The sequence below is a fragment of the Arthrobacter sp. SLBN-83 genome, assembly GCF_006715285.1.
Lineage (GTDB): Bacteria > Actinomycetota > Actinomycetes > Actinomycetales > Micrococcaceae > Arthrobacter.
The window spans coordinates 1546045-1564103 of sequence record NZ_VFMX01000001.1 but is presented as its reverse complement, the minus strand read 5'-3'; the positions used below and the strand labels follow the sequence as shown (position 1 = coordinate 1564103).

18 protein-coding genes are annotated in these 18059 nt (G+C 66.2%); 12 read left to right on the top strand and 6 right to left on the bottom strand.

Annotated elements, in window-relative coordinates:
- The first annotated feature begins 60 nt into the window (after positions 1-60).
- The 6 genes from FBY30_RS07180 to FBY30_RS07155 all read left to right on the top strand — a co-directional run bounded on the left by FBY30_RS07180 (position 61) and on the right by FBY30_RS07155 (position 6863).
- On the top strand, positions 61-1173 hold the full coding sequence (locus FBY30_RS07180; protein ID WP_142132249.1) for a thermonuclease family protein: 1113 nt from the start codon (positions 61-63) through the stop codon (positions 1171-1173).
- 215 nt (positions 1174-1388) lie between these two features.
- The gene (locus FBY30_RS07175) at positions 1389-2024 is read left to right on the top strand and encodes a DedA family protein (protein ID WP_142132248.1); all 636 of its coding nucleotides are present in this window, start codon (positions 1389-1391) and stop codon (positions 2022-2024) included.
- Between the two features lie 42 nt (positions 2025-2066).
- Entirely contained in the window at positions 2067-2774 is a 708-nt protein-coding gene (locus tag FBY30_RS07170; protein WP_142132247.1) for a FadR/GntR family transcriptional regulator, read from the top strand.
- Between the two features lie 30 nt (positions 2775-2804).
- Positions 2805-3887 (top strand): asparaginase, encoded by a 1083-nt coding sequence (locus FBY30_RS07165; RefSeq protein WP_142132246.1) that lies wholly within the window; start codon positions 2805-2807, stop codon positions 3885-3887.
- 8 nt (positions 3888-3895) lie between these two features.
- Positions 3896-5326 (top strand): aspartate ammonia-lyase, encoded by a 1431-nt coding sequence (locus tag FBY30_RS07160; protein WP_142132245.1) that lies wholly within the window; start codon positions 3896-3898, stop codon positions 5324-5326.
- Positions 5327-5348: 22 nt separating this feature from the next.
- Complete coding sequence (locus FBY30_RS07155) at positions 5349-6863, top strand: amino acid permease (RefSeq protein WP_142132244.1); 1515 nt, start codon at positions 5349-5351, stop codon at positions 6861-6863.
- A 90-nt stretch (positions 6864-6953) separates the two neighbouring features.
- On the opposite strand, the gene ggt is transcribed toward FBY30_RS07155, so the two are convergent.
- On the bottom strand, positions 6954-8786 hold the full coding sequence (ggt, locus tag FBY30_RS07150) for a gamma-glutamyltransferase (protein WP_142132243.1): 1833 nt from the start codon (positions 8784-8786) through the stop codon (positions 6954-6956).
- A gap of 88 nt (positions 8787-8874) precedes the next feature.
- On the opposite strand from ggt, the gene FBY30_RS07145 reads away from it, so the two are divergent.
- The 3 genes from FBY30_RS07145 (at position 8875) to FBY30_RS07135 (ending at position 11847) form a co-directional block, all read left to right on the top strand.
- A complete protein-coding gene (locus FBY30_RS07145; RefSeq protein WP_142132242.1) occupies positions 8875-9822 on the top strand; it encodes an L-lactate dehydrogenase in 948 nt (315 codons plus the stop codon).
- Positions 9823-9932: 110 nt separating this feature from the next.
- On the top strand, positions 9933-11249 hold the full coding sequence (locus FBY30_RS07140) for an ATP-binding protein (protein ID WP_142132241.1): 1317 nt from the start codon (positions 9933-9935) through the stop codon (positions 11247-11249).
- Positions 11250-11301: 52 nt separating this feature from the next.
- Positions 11302-11847, top strand: coding sequence for a flavodoxin domain-containing protein (locus tag FBY30_RS07135; protein WP_142132240.1), 546 nt, complete (start codon positions 11302-11304; stop codon positions 11845-11847).
- Here the strand turns inward: FBY30_RS07135 and gluQRS are convergent, their stop codons facing one another.
- Positions 11848-12729: a tRNA glutamyl-Q(34) synthetase GluQRS gene (gene gluQRS / locus FBY30_RS07130; RefSeq protein WP_142132239.1), complete on the bottom strand. Its 882-nt coding sequence runs from the start codon at positions 12727-12729 to the stop codon at positions 11848-11850.
- A 327-nt stretch (positions 12730-13056) separates the two neighbouring features.
- Between gluQRS and FBY30_RS07125 the strand changes: the two genes are divergently transcribed.
- On the top strand, positions 13057-13527 hold the full coding sequence (locus FBY30_RS07125) for an Lrp/AsnC family transcriptional regulator (protein ID WP_200830753.1): 471 nt from the start codon (positions 13057-13059) through the stop codon (positions 13525-13527).
- Positions 13528-13529: 2 nt separating this feature from the next.
- On the opposite strand, the gene FBY30_RS07120 is transcribed toward FBY30_RS07125, so the two are convergent.
- Positions 13530-13985: an Lrp/AsnC family transcriptional regulator gene (locus FBY30_RS07120; protein ID WP_142132237.1), complete on the bottom strand. Its 456-nt coding sequence runs from the start codon at positions 13983-13985 to the stop codon at positions 13530-13532.
- Between the two features lie 106 nt (positions 13986-14091).
- On the opposite strand from FBY30_RS07120, the gene FBY30_RS07115 reads away from it, so the two are divergent.
- The gene (locus tag FBY30_RS07115) at positions 14092-14733 is read left to right on the top strand and encodes a LysE family translocator (RefSeq protein ID WP_142132236.1); all 642 of its coding nucleotides are present in this window, start codon (positions 14092-14094) and stop codon (positions 14731-14733) included.
- A gap of 32 nt (positions 14734-14765) precedes the next feature.
- Here FBY30_RS07115 and FBY30_RS07110 read toward each other — a convergent pair whose 3' ends face one another.
- Complete coding sequence (locus FBY30_RS07110) at positions 14766-15743, bottom strand: hypothetical protein (protein ID WP_142132235.1); 978 nt, start codon at positions 15741-15743, stop codon at positions 14766-14768.
- A gap of 151 nt (positions 15744-15894) precedes the next feature.
- Between FBY30_RS07110 and FBY30_RS07105 the strand changes: the two genes are divergently transcribed.
- Complete coding sequence (locus tag FBY30_RS07105; RefSeq protein ID WP_142132234.1) at positions 15895-16125, top strand: hypothetical protein; 231 nt, start codon at positions 15895-15897, stop codon at positions 16123-16125.
- Positions 16126-16127: 2 nt separating this feature from the next.
- On the opposite strand, the gene FBY30_RS07100 is transcribed toward FBY30_RS07105, so the two are convergent.
- Entirely contained in the window at positions 16128-16631 is a 504-nt protein-coding gene (locus FBY30_RS07100; protein ID WP_142132233.1) for a DUF456 domain-containing protein, read from the bottom strand.
- Positions 16632-16737: 106 nt separating this feature from the next.
- Positions 16738-17937 (bottom strand): NAD(P)-dependent malic enzyme, encoded by a 1200-nt coding sequence (locus tag FBY30_RS07095; protein WP_142132232.1) that lies wholly within the window; start codon positions 17935-17937, stop codon positions 16738-16740.
- Positions 17938-18059 lie beyond the last annotated feature (122 nt).

The window sequence follows — 18059 nt, the reverse complement described above, 5'->3', positions numbered from 1 at the left end:
ATTCTCCGAGGTAGAGCGCTCGATCGGCCTCGTTTCCTGCTGCAATTGGGGGAACTTGGCATGAAGAAACTCATAATCGCTTCACTGGCAGCCACTGGCTTGGTCGCAGGATCATTTGCTGCAGGTGCAGCTGCCAACGCTGGTACCGGCACCGTTGTCCGAGTCGTCGACGGGGACACCCTGGTAGTTTCCATCAACAACGGCGACCACACGATCCGACTGTTAAATATCGACACTCCTGAGACCAAGGACCCGAACCAACCGGTCGAGTGCCTCGGGCCGGAGGCCTCAAAGTACCTTGAGGGCCTGCTGCCGAAGGGAACCCAGGTCAGGCTCGAGTTCGACGCCGAGCGCCACGACAAGTACGGCAGGACTCTCGCCGGAGTCTTCACAGCCGACGGGTCTCTGGTCAACGCCAAAATCGCGCAGCAGGGACTGGGAATTCCAGTCGAATACGGCGGCAACAGGAAGTTCCTGCCGCCCGTGCAGGCAGCCTACGAAGAGGCCAGGGCTGCCAAGAGCGGGCTCTTCTCTGAGAGCATCGGCTGCACACTTCCTGCGCAGTTGGCTGAGACAACGAAGGGCCTCGAGACGGCCACCGAGGCATCACCGGCAACCACCTCTGCCGCGGCAGGTACGGCTGCAGGCGTCCTCGCGAGCAAAGTGGCAGCGGCCAAGGCACTCCGAAAGGTCCTTAATGGGGACAAAGCCACTGAGCGGGCCCTATTGTGGGCCGGACTTTCCACTGCCGTGCTCGCGAAACAAGTGTCCAACCTGGACAAGAAGATCACTGCCGCGGAGAAGAAGGCAGAAGACACGACAACGCTAAAAGCGACCTTGGAAGCAACGGAAAGAAGAGCCGAGGAAGAGCGCAAAACGGCTGAGGCCAGGGCCGTGGCCGAACGGAAAGCGGCAGAGGAGCGCGCTGCCGCGGAAAAGAAGGCAGCAGACGAGGCTGCTGCGGCTGAGGCAGCTGCGAAAGCTGCAGCCGATGAAGCAGCCCGGAAAGCGGCAGCTGAGGCCGAACGTTTACTTAATCTGCCTGCACCGGCACCAAACCCGGCGCCTTACGTTGCGCCGGCCCCGCAACCGTACGTTCCGCCTGTCGCCACGACCAAGTACACGGGCCCGCGCTGCTACGCTCCCGGCGGCAAGACCTGGCGGCCGTGCTGAGGGTCGTGGCACCACTGCCGGCAGCGGTCTGTAAGCAATGGGCTGACAGGAAGTTTTCAGGAGCACCTGCGCATACTCGTGGGTACCACCGGCGAAAGAACCAGGCTCAACGTTGAAGTCTTCCACAACCCGTTCACCCGAGGCAGCGTCGCCAGGCGCTGATTTCCCGGCGACGCCCGGGCACGTCTCCGCTCCGCGGGCTTAAAGTTGGTTCCATGACGGGCTTTATCGACGGACTCCTGAACGTCAGCCCGATCGTGGCGTACATAGCCGTCTTCTGCCTGGTCTTCGCCGAAGACGCCATTTTCGTCGGTTTCATAATTCCAGGTGAGACGGCGGCCGTCCTCGGCGGCGTAGTGGCCAGCCGCGGTGAGGTGCAACTGGGAACCATGATGGCCCTGGTGGTGTTAGCCGCCATCATTGGCGACAGCGTGGGCTACGAGGTAGGCAAGCACCTGGGGACCCGGCTCGTGAAAACAAAAGTGCTGGCACGATACTCGCGCAAGGTGGAGAATGCGCAGGAATTCCTCCGGCGCAAGGGCGGATCCGCCGTTTTTCTGGGCCGCTTCACCGCCTTCCTGCGCGCCGTCATGCCTGCCCTGGCCGGAACGTCCCGGATGCCCTACGGCCGGTTCCTTGCCTACAACGCTGCGGGCGGCATTGTTTGGGGCATCGGCTTCGTGTTGCTGGGCTTCCTCGCCGGCAATTCCTACGAGGCCGTAGCCCAGGCAGTGGGCCGGGACCTCGCCGTCGTCATCGCAGCAGTTGCCGTGGTGGCGCTCATCGCCTGGCACCTTCGCTCACGACGGCGGCAGCAACGGCGGCGCGCGGCGGCCCAGCGGCAGGACTAGAGAGAGTTTGACACCCTTTGTGACCCGTGCCATATTTATAGCGTGAACCTGTCAGACAGCCGGACAGCAGGACAGCCTGTAGTCCGCCCCCTTGCCCGGCTGAGCGCCGCCGAGGCGGTGTTCAACACCATCAGGGAGGATATCGAGTCCGGCGCCATCCCGGTGGGGAGCAAGCTAAGCTCGGAGGCCACCCTTTCGCAGCAGTACGGAGTCAGCCGCTCGGTGATCCGGGAAGCCCTCCGCTCCTGCACTGCCCTGGGGCTGACGGTTACCAGGACCGGCAAGGGCACGTTCGTCGTCGCCAGCAAGGTGGCCAACGACCTCACCCTGGGACAGTACTCGGCACGCGACCTCACAGAAGCGCGCCCGCACATTGAAATCCCGGCCGCGGGACTGGCGGCTGAACGGCGCACTGCGGAGGAACTGGAAATCCTCCGCGGTATTGTCGCCGCCATGGCCGTGGAAACCGATCCCGAGTCCTGGGTGGCCCTGGACTCCAGCTTCCACGCCACCATCGCCCGCGCCAGCGGCAACAAAGTGTTCGCGAGCGTCGTGGCCGACATCCGGGACGCCCTGGCACACCAGTCCGAGACACTGAACATGGTGGCGGACCGCCAGCACGCCTCCGACATTGAGCACCAGCAGATCCTTGCCGCCATCGAATCCGGCTCCGCGGAAAAGGCCCGCGCCGCCATGGCCCACCACCTGGAAGCCGTGGGCGTCGCCCTGGACTCCATCCTCAATAACTAGCCAGATCTAACCAACCCTTCCAAGGACCCCATGCCATCCCCTGTGTTTTCTGCTGCCCACACTGCTGCCCCGGCCGAGCTGGCCCTGCCGCAGCACACCCCGCTGGTCGCCGCCATCCGCGACGGCCTGGTGGAGAGCGTCCATTACGGCTCCGCCGTTGCCCTTGGCGCTGATGGTTCAGTGGCGGCAACTGCTGGCGATCCTTTGGCACCCTTCTACCCGCGCTCCGCGCTCAAGCCTCTCCAGGCGGTGGCCATGATCCGCGCCGGACTTGAACTCCCGGCTGACCTCCTGGCCCTGGCCGCTGCAAGCCATTCGGGCGCGGCGGCGCACCGCGACGGCGCCCTGCGCATCCTCGAACTGCACGGGCTCGCCCCCACCGACCTGGAAAACAGCACCGACCTGCCCTACGGCACGGCGGAGCGGGAGGACTGGCTCCGCACCGGCGGCAGCGCCACGCAGATCACCCAAAACTGCTCGGGGAAGCATGCCGCCATGGTGGCCACCTGCAAGATCAACGGCTGGCCGGTACGTGGCTACCTTGACCCGTCCCACCCGCTGCAGCAGCTCGTGGCGGCAACTGTCATCGACCTAACCGGTGAGGAGCCCGCCGGTGTAAGCACCGACGGCTGCGGCACCCCGCTGTTCGCCCTAACTCTGGGTGGCATGGCCCGCGCCTTCGGCCGGATTGCCCAGGCGGCCGCGGCCTCCTTGGAAGGAAAGAACGACGACGGCAGCCCGGAAGCCGCCGTCGGGCTCGCCATGCAGCAGCACCCGGAGATGGTGGCAGGAGAAGGCCGCGACGTCACCGCGCTGATGCGCTTGGTCCCCGGCACCGTGGCCAAGGACGGCTTTGAGGGAGTGCAGCTGGTGGGTCTGCCCGACGGCGGCGCCGTGGCCGTAAAGATTTCCGACGGCGGCGACCGCGCCCGGATGCCCGCCACCGTCCGCCTGCTGGAGTCGCTGGGAGTGGATACCGGGCCGCTCGCCGGCCTCGCCACATCCCCCGTGCTGGGCGGCGGCCACCCTGTGGGCCAGCTCCTGGCCACCGACTTCCTGAACCCTTCTTTCCTGAACACCAACCAGTCCACGCCCGACAACGAAGCCCTGTGAGGACAACCATGACCATCACCGATACCGCGGCGGAAGCCACCTCCGCCCCGAGCAGGTCGGAGCACGACCTGCTCGGCGACCGGGACGTCCCAGCCAACGCGTACTGGGGTGTGCACACGCTCCGCGCCGTGGAAAACTTCCCCATCACCGGCCAGAAGCTGTCCTCCAACATGCACCTGGTCCGCGGGCTTGCCGCGGTCAAGCTGGCCGCCGCCCGCACCAACCGTGAGCTCGGCCTGCTGGACGGCGAACGCGCCGACGCCATCGAGCAGGCGTGCCTGGACGTCCTGGCCGGGAGGCTTGCCGACCAGTTCGTAGTTGACGTGGTCCAGGGCGGGGCCGGGACATCGTCGAACATGAACGCCAATGAGGTCATCGCCAACCGGGCCCTGGAAATCCTGGGCCACCCCAAGGGCGACTACGCGCGGCTGCACCCGAACGACCACGTCAACCTCAGCCAGTCCACCAACGACGTGTACCCCACCGCCGTCAAGCTGGGCACCATCTTCGCTGCCCGGGAACTGCTGGCAGCACTCGAAGAACTCGAGGATGCCTGCGCCGCCAAGGCCATGGAGTTCCGCACCGTGGTGAAGATGGGCCGCACCCAGCTGCAGGACGCCGTGCCCATGACCCTGGGGCAGGAGTTCGGCAGCTACGCCGTCACCATCGGCGAAGACCGGCTGCGCCTGGCGGAGGCCGAGCTGCTGATCCACGAGATCAACCTCGGCGCCACCGCCATCGGCACCGGCCTGAACGCCCCGGCCGGCTACGCCGCAGCAGCCTGCCGGCACCTGGCGGAGATCACCGGACTCCCGCTGGTGACCGCCGTCGACCTCATCGAGGCCACCCAGGACGTAGGCGCCTTTGTGCACCTGTCCGGCGTGCTCAAGCGCGTGGCGGTCAAGCTGTCCAAGATCTGCAACGACCTCCGCCTGCTCTCCTCAGGCCCCCGCGCCGGCTTCGGTGAAATCAACCTGCCCGCCGTGCAGTCCGGCTCCTCCATCATGCCCGGCAAGATCAACCCAGTCATCCCGGAAGTGGTCTCCCAGGTGGCCTACGAGGTGATCGGCAACGACGTCACCATCACCATGGCCGCCGAAGCCGGGCAGCTGCAGCTCAACGCCTTCGAACCGATCATCGTGCACAGCCTCCACAAGAGCATCTCCCATCTGGAGGCAGCCTGCCGCACCCTTACGGCCCGCTGCATCCGGGGAATCACCGCCAACACCGATCACCTGCGCCGCACCGTGGAGCAGTCAATCGGCCTGGTGACCGCCTTGAACCCCCACCTCGGCTACTCCACCGCAACCGCCATCGCGCAGGAAGCACTTGCCACCGGCAAGGGTGTAGCGGAACTCGTCCTGGAACATGGCCTCCTCACCGATGCCCAACTCCAGGAACTCCTCAGCCCCGAACGCCTGGCCAACCTCAGCAAGTAATCCCCTTGTAAGGACATCCCCAATGACAAACACACCCCTTCCAGACCACCTGATTGACGGTGGCCATGCGCATGCCACTGAGACCTCCCTGCACGCGGAGGACAAGGGCTACCACAAGAACCTGAAGCCGCGGCAGATCCAGATGATCGCGATCGGCGGTGCCATCGGTACCGGCCTGTTCCTGGGCGCCGGCGGCCGGCTGAACGCCGCGGGCCCGTCCCTGGTCATCGCCTACGCCGTGTGCGGGTTCTTCGCGTTCCTGATCCTGCGCGCCCTGGGCGAACTGGTCCTGCACCGTCCGTCCTCGGGTTCGTTCGTTTCCTACGCCCGCGAATTCTTCGGCGAAAAGGCCGCGTTCGTTTCCGGCTGGTTCTACTGGATCAACTGGGCCACCACCACCATCGTGGACATCACCGCCGCCGCGCTCTACATGCACTTCTTCGGCAACTACATCCCCTGGATGGCCGACGTCCCACAGTGGGTCTGGGCACTGACCGCCCTCATCGTGGTCCTGGCCCTGAACCTGGTCTCCGTGAAGGTCTTCGGCGAAATGGAATTCTGGTTCGCCCTGATCAAGGTCGCCGCCCTGGTCGCGTTCCTCATCATCGGCACCTACTTCGTCATCTTCGGCACCCCCGTGGACGGCCAGCAGGTGGGCATCAACCTCCTGTCCGATAACGGCGGGATCTTCCCCAACGGCCTGCTGCCCATGATCATCCTCATGCAGGGCGTCCTGTTCGCCTACGCCTCCATCGAACTGGTGGGCACCGCCGCCGGTGAAACCGAGAACCCGGAAAAGATCATGCCCAAGGCCATCAACTCCGTGGTCTTCCGCATCGCCGTGTTCTACGTCGGCTCCGTGATCCTGCTGGCCCTGCTGCTGCCCTTCACCTCCTACCAGAAGGGCGTCAGCCCCTTCGTGACGTTCTTCGGCTCCATCGGCGTCCAGGGCGTGGACGTGATCATGAACCTGGTGGTCCTCACCGCCGCCCTGTCCTCGCTGAACGCCGGGCTCTACTCCACCGGCCGGATCCTGCGCTCGATGTCCGTCAACGGTTCGGCCCCCAAGTTCGCCTCGCGCATGAACAAGGCCGGCGTCCCCTACGGCGGCATCGCCATCACCGCCGTGGTCTCCCTGCTGGGTGTTCCGCTGAACTACCTGGTCCCCGCCGAAGCTTTCGAAATCGTGCTGAACATCGCCTCCGTGGGCATCATCATGACCTGGGCCACCATCGTGCTGTGCCAGATCCAGCTCAAGCGCTGGGCCGACAAGGGCTGGGTGGAACGCCCCTCCTTCCGGATGTTCGGCGCCCCGTACACCGGCTACCTCTCCCTGCTCTTCCTGGTGGGCGTCCTGGTCATGGTCTTCATCGACTCACCGTTTACCATGCTCGTGACCGCGATTGCCTCCGTCCTCATGGTCATCGGCTGGTACGCCTGCCGGCACCGCATCCGCGAAATCGCCGAAACCCGCGAAGGCTTCACCGGAATGTCCCCGGTGGTCGCCAACGCCCCGGCTGACACCTTCAAGAAGTAACCGCGCAAAAACGTCAGACGGCGGCACCTGGGTTCTGGAATTCGCAGAACCCAGGTGCCGCCGTCGGGGTTTAACGGTGGCTGCTGCCTGTCACTTTGACGGCTTGACCACCATGGCAGATCCGCCGCCGCGCCTGACCGGCTCCGCGGCCGCCAGGACGCGCCCTTCCCCAAGGAACTCGATGGCGGTGGCTGCCCCGATTTCAGAGGCGGAGGTGAACGAGTCACCCGACGGTGTCAGCTTGTGGCCGAAGCGGGATGTCAGGGCCGCGCCATACTTGTCGATGAAGGCCGGTTCAGCGGTGACGCTGGCCGTGTTCCGCTGGGACGCACGGGGCGCCGCAATGGCGTCAGGGGTGCTCATGCCCAGGTCGATGCGGTTGACGATGGTCTGCAGGACCGTGGTGATGATGGTGGAACCACCCGGAGACCCCAGGGCCAGGAACGGCTTGCCGTCCTCCAAAAGGATGGTGGGCGACATGGAGGAACGCGGCCGCTTACCCGGCTCGATCCGGTTGGGGTCCGTGGCGCTGTAGACCGTGGAGAAGTCCGTGAGCTCATTGTTGAGCAGGAATCCGCGGCCGGGGACAACCATGCCCGAGCCGCCGGTCTGCTCGATGGTCAGCGTGTATTCCACCACGTTGCCCCACTTGTCCGAGACGGTCATGTTGGTGGTGGAGATGTTCTCCGTGTCCTTCTCATCGGCGAGCGCCGCCGGTGCCGCCGGGCAGGTGCCGTCGTAGTTGGCCACGTCGCCGGGCTGGACGGGCTTGGCTGCTGCATGGTTGGGGTCGAGTTCGCAGGCCCGTTCCTTGCCGAAGATGGGATCGGTCAGCGCCTCGGTGGGCACGTCCACGAAGGCGGGGTCGCCCACATACTTGCCCCGGTCAGCGAACGCCAGGGCGCTGGCCTCAAGGTAGTGGTGCAGCACGGCCGGCTGGTCTGCCTTCAGGCCGGGCAGGTCAAAGACATCCAGGATGTTGAGCGACTCCCCAACCGTAGTACCTCCACTGCTGGACGGCGCCATGCCATAGACGTCATATCCGCGGTAGTTCACGTGGGTGGGGTCCTGGTCCAGGGCTTCATAGTTGGCCAGGTCTTCCGCAGTCATGGAACCCACCGGGACGGGGAGGGTGGTGTCCGGGGACTTCGGCGGGCTCTGCACCGTCTTGGCGATCTCCTCCGCCAGCGGGCCCGTGTAGAACGCACTCATGCCGTCCTTGGCCAGCATGCGGTAGGTGGCGGCGAGGTCGTGGTTCTGGAAGATCGAGCCAACCTCGGGCAGCTTGCCGTCTTTCAGGTACAGGTCCTTGGTAGAGGTGAACGCCTCGAACCGCTTTTGATTGTCCTGCGTCTGGTTGCGGAAGGTCTCATCCACCACGAAGCCGCGGTCTGCAACCTTGATGGCGGGCTTCAGGGCGTCCTTCAGGCTGAGCGTGCCCCAGCGTTCCAGCGCCCGCTCCCACGTGGCCGGCGTGCCGGGGACGCCTACCGAGACACCGCTGGTGACAAGCTCAGGGGTGAACGGGTAGGGCTTGCCGGTGTTGGGATCGATGAACGCATCCTGCTTGATCCCGGCCGGCGCCGTTTCCCGCCCGTCAATGGTGCTGACCTTCCCGGACTTTGCGTCGTAATAGACAAAGTAGCCACCACCGCCGATCCCGGCGCTGTACGGTTCCGTGACGCCAAGAGTGGCGGCCGCGGCGACGGCAGCGTCCACTGCGTTTCCGCCCTTGCTCAGGACTTCGATGGCCGCCGCTGACGCGTCCGGGTCCACCGTGCTGACGGCGCCACCGTAGCCGGTGGCCGTGGGATTCTTGTCGGTCTGCCGGGGATCGGCGGACGCGGGGCTGATGGCCCCGGTGGTGACGCTCATTGCCAGCGCGGCAGTAACAGCTGCGAGCCGGCGTCCGAGATGTGGCATGGTGGCTCCTACGTGGGGTTTCGAGTGATGTGGGCCACGCTACTCTTCGGGTAGGACACTCTCAACGACTCCGGATGGGAAGGGCACCATGGCAGGATCCAAACTCGCAGTAGTGGGCGCCGGGAGCGTCGGCACGTCGCTGGCCTACGCCGCGCTTATCCGCGGCTCGGCCAGCAACATCGCATTGTTCGATGTCAACGCGCCCAAGGCAGAGGCCGAAGCCCTCGACCTGGCGCACGGCAGCCAATTCGCCGCAGCCTCCGGGACCGTCACCGGAGGCGGGGATATCGCCGTGACGGAAGGCGCCGACGTCGTGGTCATCACTGCGGGTGCCAAGCAGAATCCCGGCCAAAGCCGCCTGGACCTGGCCGGCACCAACGTGCGGATCCTGGAGCAGCTGATGCCGCCGCTGCTTGAGCGTGCGCCGGACGCCGTCTACGTCCTGGTCACCAACCCCTGCGACGTGCTGACGGTGGCCGCCCAGCGCATCTCCGGGCTGCCGTCGGAACGGATCTTCTCCTCCGGCACCGTGCTGGACACGTCCCGGCTGCGGTGGCTGCTGGCCCGCCGTGCGGGGGTTTCCGTCACCAGCGTCCACGCCAGCATGGTGGGTGAGCACGGCGACACCGAGTTCCCGCTGTGGTCCGGCGCCACCATTGGCCCCGTCCCTATACGCGACTGGACGGACGGCGGCGAGCGGATCTTCACCCCCGAATACCTTGCCGCCACCGCCAAAGAGGTGGTGCAGGCGGCCTACAAGGTGATCGCCGGCAAGGGGGCCACGAATTACGCCATCGGGCTGTCCGGTGCCCGGATTGTGGAAGCCCTGCTGCGTGACGACAACGCCGTCCTGCCGGTTTCCACCGTACTGTCGGGGCTCCACGGGATCTCCGGGGTGGCACTGTCCCTCCCCAGCGTGGTGGGCCGCGGCGGCGTGCACCGCGTCCTGGAAACGCCCATGGACGACGGCGAGCTGGCGGCTTTGCGTCACTCCGCGGACACGCTGCGCACCACCATGGACGCCCTGGGCATCTAAGCCGCCGTCATGCAACGCCGCCGCAACCCTCCGCCGGCGCTGGTTCGCATATGCTCACCACAGAAGTGCACGCTGAGCAGGCTCAACGACGAACCAAACAGGAGCAACGCATGACCAACTGGCGCATTAGGGATTTCCATTCGGCGGACCTGGACGGGATCCTGCACCTCTGGGAGACGCTCAAGGCCCACAACGTGGAACCTGTCTACGCCCTGTCCGAGGTCCTCGCGTCCTGCGAAAAGGACCATGCGGTGGTGGCGGTACAGGGCGAGCAAGTGGTGGGTACCGCCGTCGGACGTGCCGCGCACGACCAGGGCTGGATCGTCTTCCTGGCCACCCTGCCCGAATACCGCGGCAGGGGCATCGGCACGTCGCTGCTGGCCGCCGTCGAAAATCGTATGGCCCCGCACGGCCTGAACAAGCTTTCGGCACTGATGCCGGAATCCGAAACCCGGGTGGAGGCCTTCCTGGGCCGCGGCTTCGCGCTCAAGAAGAACCTGCGCTACTTCGAACGCACCATCCCGGTCCAGCGGCAGGAACTCGGCGCCCTGGGCCAGCTGGGCGGCCGTGTCCTGGCCCGGGACCTGTGGGAAAACGTGGCAGGCATGCGCAGGGAAAAGGAACTGCTGGAACGGCGCCTGGTGCTGCCGCTCGCCGAGGCGGACCTGGCCGATGAGTTCGGCGTGGTGCCGCCGCGCGCCGTCGTCCTTTTTGGGCCGCCCGGTACCGGCAAGACCACCTTCGCCAAGGCCATCGCGTCACGGCTGGAATGGCCGTTCGTGGAAGTTTTCCCCTCCCGCCTGGCCGGCGATCCGCAGGGCCTGGCCGGTGCCCTGCGCGAGACGTTCCTGGAGATCGCGGAGCTGGAGCACGCCGTGGTGTTCATCGACGAGGTGGAGGAGATCGCGTCCCAGCGCGCCGGCGATCCACCGTCCCCGCTGCAGGGCGTCACGAATGAACTGCTGAAGATCATCCCCGCGTTCCGTGAGCAGCCGGGCAGGCTCCTGGTCTGCGCCACCAACTTCATCCGAGCCCTGGACTCGGCCTTCCTGCGGCACGGCCGGTTCGACTACGTCATCCCCATCGGGCTGCCGGACCGGCAGGCGCGGGAGGCGATGTGGCAGCGGTTCATTCCCGCCACCGTTGTGGATGGGGTGGACGTGGAACTCCTCGTGGAACGGACCGAAGGCTTCTCCCCGGCAGACATCGAGTATGCCGCCCGGAGCGCCTCCCAGCGGGCGCTGGAAAAAGCAGTGTACGACGACGGCGGACTGGCCTCCGGAGGCGAGGTTTCCGTCCGTGAGGCGGTCCGGAAGGGTCCCTCCACCCAGGACTACCTGGACGCCATTGGTGACACCCGCACCACGGTGAGCCCCGAGGTGCAGGCGGACTTCCTGGAAGATATCGAGGCGCTGGGCCGGGTCTAGCTGGGACTTTTGCCCCTTTGCCTTGTCCTGGCGGAACACCAGAGTAGTGGCCATGGCAAAGATTCTGATCCCCTACGGGACCACCGAGGGCCAAACCGCCCGTATCGCCGAGTACATCTCCGATGTGCTGCAAGCGCACGGCCACGAGGCCGCCACGCTGGATTTGAAGCACGCGGCCCATGACCTGCCGGAGGGCTTCGACGGCGTCATCGTCGGCGCTTCCATCCACGCAGGAAAGCACGAGGGGTTCGTAGCGGATTTCGTCCGCAGGAACCGGGACGCCCTGGAGCACATGCCGGCCGCCCTGTTTTCCGTCAGCCTCTCGGCGCACGCCGATCCGGAAGAGGCACAGAAGTACGTGTCGGAGTTCGAGCACGCAACGGGCTGGCACCCAGCAAAGGTGGCGCTGTTCGGCGGCGCGCTCTTGTACACGGAGTACGGGTTCCTGAAGCGGATGATGATGAAGAAGATCGTCAGCAGCCAAGGCAGTGCGGACACGGACACCGGGCGTGACTACATCTACACGGAGTGGGACGGGGTGCGGCGGTTTGCGGAGGAGTTCATGGCTGTCTTGGACCGGAAACCCGCACCGGAATAGTCAACTCCCGGGCCAGACCCAAGGCTCGCTGGGCAAGCGTGCCGGGTCAAACGCGCCCAGGGCGTGGTTAAGGTTCCCCGGCGGCAACCCCAGCGAAGCCAGCAGCCGGTCCCGCACCTCCTCGACCGGGACGCCCGCTCCTGCGAGGTCCGCCAGCGTCACTGCGCCGTCGCGCTTGGCCAGCCTGGCGCCGTCGTGGTTCACCACCAACGGCACATGCGCATATTCCGGTACCGGAATACTTAGGAGGGAGGCGAGATAGGCCTGCCGGGGAGTGGAGGAAAGCAGGTCATCGCCGCGGACCACCTGGTCTATGCCTTGCGCGGCATCGTCCACCACCGCCGCAAGGTTGTACGCCGTCACACCGTCGTTGCGGCGCAGCACGAAGTCGTCCACAGCTCCCGTGTAGTCGCCACGGAGGACATCCTGCACTTTGTATTCCGTTACGTCCGCCCGCAACCGGATGGCCGCAGGGCGCGTGGACCGCTTGTACTCCAGCTCCGCCGGGTCCAGGTTGCGGCATGTGCCGGGGTAGGCGCCTTGAGGGGCATGCGGGGCCGACGGCGCCTCCTGGATTTCGCGGCGGGTGCAGAAGCACTCGTAGGTCAGGCCGGCTTCCTCCAGCCGGGTGATCGCCTTGGCATACAGGTTTCCCCGATCTGTCTGCCGGACGACGTCCCCGTCCCACGTCACGCCGATGGCGGCCAGGTCGCGCAGCTGCACGGCTTCAGCTCCTGCCCGGGCGCGGTCCAGGTCCTCCACCCGCAGGAGGAACCTGCGCCCCGTGGAACGGGCGAAGAGCCACGCAAGAATAGCTGTCCGCAGGTTTCCCACGTGCAGTTCACCGGAGGGGCTGGGGGCAAAGCGGCCGGCCGAGGTCATAAGCCAACCCTAGACGGAAGAACACAAGAGCCCCTCAGCTACCGATGACTACGGAAATCCGCTACGTCGGTAGCTCAGGGGCTCTTGCCGTGTTTGCAGAATGAGCGTGGTGTGAACAAGCCTCAATCAGCGGCGGCCTCCTTGCGGGAAGCGGTGTCCAGAGTGCCGGGTGGTGTGCCGGGAAACTGTAGCCTGCGGGGACCAGCGGTAGCCTTTGCCCTTGTTGCCACTATTCCAGCAGGCCTTCTACAGTTGGAACAACAAGCAGGCGCTGGATTAGTCAATCTGATCACTTCCTGCGGCTGAAGCAGGCAGGGAGTGGTCAATTTGCAGGAACTGGACGCCACGGACAAGCGCATCCTGAATGCCCTGGATGAGGACCCGCGCGTCCCCATCATGGTGCTGGCCCAGAAACTGGGCCTGGCACGCGGAACGGTGCAGTCGCGAATGGAGCGGATGACGGCGTCGGGCGCGCTGCGGCCCAACAGCAGCCGCGTACTGCCCTCGGCCCTGGGCCGGGGCGTTGCCGCAGCTGTCAGCGCGGAGCTGGACCAGAGCCATCTCAACGAGGCCATCGCCGCCCTGCGCAAAATTCCCGAAGTCCTGGAATGCCATGCACCGGCCGGGGACACCGACCTGCTGATCCGGGTGGTGGCCAAGAGCCCTGACGACCTTTACCGCGTCTCCGAGGAAATCCGCCTGTGCCCCGGCATCGTCCGGACCTCCACCAGCATGTTCCTGCGCGAAGTCATCCCGTACCGCACCACCGGACTCCTTGAGGATGGGCCGGAGCGCTGAGCCTACACCGGCGGCCCGGCGTTGGATTTCAGGTTTTTCATGACCAGGGTTGAGGTCAGCCGCTCCACCCCGGGCAGGGACGTGAGCTCCGTATCGTAAAAGCGCTGGTAGGCCGGCAGGTCTTCCGCGATGATTTTCAGCAGATAGTCCGGGGATCCGAAGAGCCGCTGCGCCTCGATAATGTTGGGATTCTCCGCCACCCGGTTCTCGAAGACCTCCATGGTGGACCTGTCCACCTGGCGCAGCGTGACAAACACGATTGCCTCAAATCCCAGGCCTACGGCAGCAGGGTCAACATCCGCCTTGTACCCGCGGATCACGCCCGACTGCTCCAGGTCCCGCAGCCGCCGGTGGCACGGCGCCACCGTCAGGCCCACCTTTGAAGCCAGCGCCGTGGCAGTCATCCGCCCATCCTCCTGGAGGTGGCGCAAAATACTTCGGTCGATCTCATCCATCACGCAATAAACATACTGCCTGAGGCGTGAGCCGGGCGAAAAAGGGAAAGCACTTTTGGCGCGATTCTCCCTATGGTTGCTCCTGAGAGCCCTTCGACAGGAGAAACCCATGAATCCGCAGCTGTTCCTGGCCTTCTTGGTGGTGGCCGCAGCGCTTGCCTGCACCCCGGGAGTGGACTGGGCCTACACCATTTCCGCAGGGCTCCGTCAGCGCAGCTTCGTCCCCGCAGTTGCCGGACTCTGCGGCGGTTACGTCCTCCACACGGCCCTGCTGGTGGCCGGGCTCGCCGCGGTGCTGGCCGGCATGCCCGGCGTCCTGGGCTGGATCACTTTGGCCGGAGCAGCGTACCTGTTGTGGCTCGGTGTGGGCACCCTCCGGTCCTGGCGGGGCGCCAGCTTCAGTGCGGATGCCGACGGCGGCTCGGGCACCCAGCTGCGCACCTTCCTGCAGGGCATGGGTACCAGTGGGATCAACCCCAAGGGCCTGCTCTTCTACGTAGCCCTCATTCCGCAGTTCGTCAGCGCCGACGCCTCCCTGCCTGTGCCGGTGCAGTCGGGGCTGCTGGGCATGACGTTCGTGGCGCTGGCCGGCCTGGTGTACACGGTAGTGGCCCTGCTTTCACGCACCCTGCTGCAGAGCAGGCCCGGTGCAGCGCGGGCGGTGACCTTGGCCAGCGGCATCATCATGGTGGCGCTGGGGGCGGTGCTGCTCGGTGAGCAGGTGCTGCCGTTCCTGGCCGGGCGGCCTTAGGTCCCGGCCCGGCGTGCTTCACAGCGGAATTCCTAGTCCCCGCTGAGTTCCTTCCAGTCCTGCTCCCAGATCCGCCGCATTTCCTCGTCCTTCCGGATGGGTACCGGCGCCTCAAGCTCCCGCTGCGGTTCCGGGTCCGCGCGCCGGCGCCCCCAGTCACGCGGGTTCAGGGACCGGCGGCTCGATTCCAGTACCAACATCGCCCTGTCCGTGAGCGCGTCGTTGCGGAGCGCCAGGTGCGTTTTGCGGCGGCGAAGGACTTCGGCGATCGCCTGGTGCGCAGCATCGAACCGGCCCTCCCGGCGCAAGGCACGCGCCCGGACCAGCAGCAGGGCTGCCGACAGGTCGTCCGCGTTCAGCAGCCCCTCGGTCCAGTCAATGACGGTACGGCTCCGACCCAGAGTGAGGGCCAGCGAGCAGCGCGCCAGGGCCATGGGGAGCGACGGCGGCAGCCCGGCCAGTGCGTCGAGCGCAGCTTCAGTGCGGCCCGTCTCGCGCAACGAATGAGCCAGGGCCAGGAACACCGATTCCTCGCTGAACAGGACGGGAATCTCCACCCGCTCGGCGAGTTCGATCCTGGTGACGATGCGGGTGAGGTAGGTGGAGGAGTAGCGGTTCGCTTCGTCGTCGTTCCTGGTGGTGAGTCCGCGCTGGAGGAGCTCGGAGGCGCGCAGGTAACCGCCGTGCTTGTACACCAGCAGTCCCGCCATCAGGTAGCAGAGCCCGGCCCATCCCGGGTAGGCGCGCGCCAAGGTGATCAGGCGCTCCGGTTCCCGGCTGGTGAAGACAGCCTCATGGATCGCCTTGGCCGGCTTGGGCAGCAGCCGCTTGAGCCGCGGCACCTCACCGTCGATGGACAGCAGGGCCGGATTGCGTCCGCCCAGGACCCCGGTGAGCAGGCCGCCTACTCCCCCGGCGAGGTCATGGACCGGAGTGCGCAGTTGGGCCTGCCCGAAAGGAGTGAGGTCGCGGCTGTCCCAGTAGATCGGTGCAGTATCCCCGGAGCTCATCCTTCCATGCTAGCCGCGGGAAGCTTTCGGCTGGCGCGGCCCCCGAAGCCCGGACACAGTGGACCTTGCTTAGTGACGGGGCCTTGTCCCACGCAGTATTTTCAGGAAAGGTAGTAAGCACCCTTAGTAATCATCCAGTAAGGAGAACTCCATGCAGATCGACAAAAACCAGATCCTCGAACTCCTGCGGTCCCAGGGAGACCAGGACAAGGCCTCGCAGGCGGAGTCCGAGCTGCCGGACCAGGTGGACACCGAGCAGCATGCGGGCCTGCTGTCCAAGCTGGGCATCAATCCGGCCGACCTGCTGTCGAAGCTTCCCGGCGGCTTGGGGGACAAGCTTCCGGGCGGCCTGGGCGACAAGCTCGGCGGACTGGGACTGTAGGCTCAGCCGTTGGCGGCGGCTATCCACACCCCGATAACCCAGGTGCTGGCTGCAAGGCAGGCGAGCCCGAATTCGGCGAGCATGCCAAGGCCAGTGGCCTTGAGCGCCGCCCAGCTGGACCTCGCCGCCGTCGAGAAGTTGCGGGTCCGGAGGAACTCGCTGAGCAGCAGGCCGGCGGCGAAGCCCACGAAGAGCCCTACGACCGGGATGATGAACATTCCCACCACGGCCGCCACCAGGGCCACCACGACGCTGCGGCTGGGAATGGCGTGCTGCTTCAGCTTCCTCCCCGTGAGGACAGCCCCGGCAGTCATCCCCGCGGCGACGAAGATCATGGCCACCGCGAAGACCACCCAACCGGCTGTCCCGGCGCCGCCCCAGATGGCCCAGGCCAGCAGGCTGACGCCAATCAGGACACTTCCGGGCAGGACGGGGATGATGGTGCCCGCCACCCCCACCAGGATTGCCAGGCCGCACAGGATGGTCACGACGGTCTCGGAGGTCATGGTCCCCAGTCTAGGGGCCGCTTAACACCGAGCTTCCTAAGCCACGACGGCGGTGCCTCCTTTCGCGCAGGAGGCACCGCCGTAGTGGTTTCTGCAGGAAGAAGCCTTACCCTGCTTCCACCGTCACGGCGACGGCGGCGGTCACGGCCGGGGCAACGCGCGGGTCCAGCGGGCTGGGCACGATGTAGTCAGCCGAAAGGTCCTCGGCCGCCAGCTCGGCGATGGCACGCGCCGCAGCAAGCTTCATGGCAGGCGTGATGCGGCGGGCGCCGGCATCCAGGGCTCCGCGGAAGATGCCGGGGAATGCCAGGACGTTGTTGATCTGGTTGGGAAAATCGCTGCGGCCGGTGGCCACGACGGCGGCGTACTTCACGGCCACCTCCGGCAGGACTTCCGGGTCCGGGTTGGACAGCGCGAACACGATGGCGTCCTGGTTCATCGTTGCCAGGTGTGCCTCGTCCAGCTTGGAGGAGGAGACGCCGATGAAGACGTCTGCTCCGGCCAGTGCCTCGGCCGGGCCGCCGGTGATGCCACGGGGGTTGCTGCGGCCGGCGATGTCTGCCTTCTTGCTTGTGGAATCTGCTGCCAGGTCCGGGCGGCTGCTGTTGATGACGCCGCGCGAGTCCAAGAGGACAACGTCGCTGATGCCGGCTGCGAGCAGGATTTCGGCGACGGCGATGCCTGCCGCGCCTGCGCCGGACACCACCACCTTCAGCCCTTCCAGCCCGCGGCCGGTGACCTTGGCGGCGTTGGTCAGGGCGGCGAGGGCCACGACGGCGGTTCCGTGCTGGTCGTCGTGCATGACCGGGCAGTCCAGGGCCTCGATCAGCTTTTCCTCCAGCTCGAAGCAGCGCGGGGCGGAGATGTCCTCGAGGTTGACGGCCCCGAAGCTGGGGCGAAGGCGGACCAGGGTCTCCACGATCTCGTCGACGTCGGTGGTGTTGAGGACCAGCGGGATGGAGTCCAGGTCGCCGAAAGTCTTGAACAGGGCGGACTTGCCCTCCATGACGGGCAGCGAGGCGCTGGGGCCGATGTTTCCAAGGCCCAGGACGGCGGTGCCGTCGCTGACCACGACCACCAGGCGCTCGGCCCAGGTCAGGGTGCGGGCCAGTTCCGGCTTGGCGTGGATGGCGCGGCTGACTTCGGCAACACCCGGGGTGTAGGCGATGGACAGGTCACGCTTGTTGGACAGCGGGGCTGTGGTGCTGATGGACAGCTTGCCGCCCCGGTGGGCTTCGAAGATCTCGTCCTCGGTCAGCGGGGCGGTTGCGGAATCGTCAATGGCAGTGATTGCGTCAATGGACACGTCGTTGTCTCCTGGTGCTCGCCGTGGGCGCACGGCACGTGGGGCTTGGGCCCGGCCGGGCCCAAGCAGGGAAAGTAGTGCGACAGGAAACCCAGGGGTGGCGGGTCCGCGGGAACGCCGGG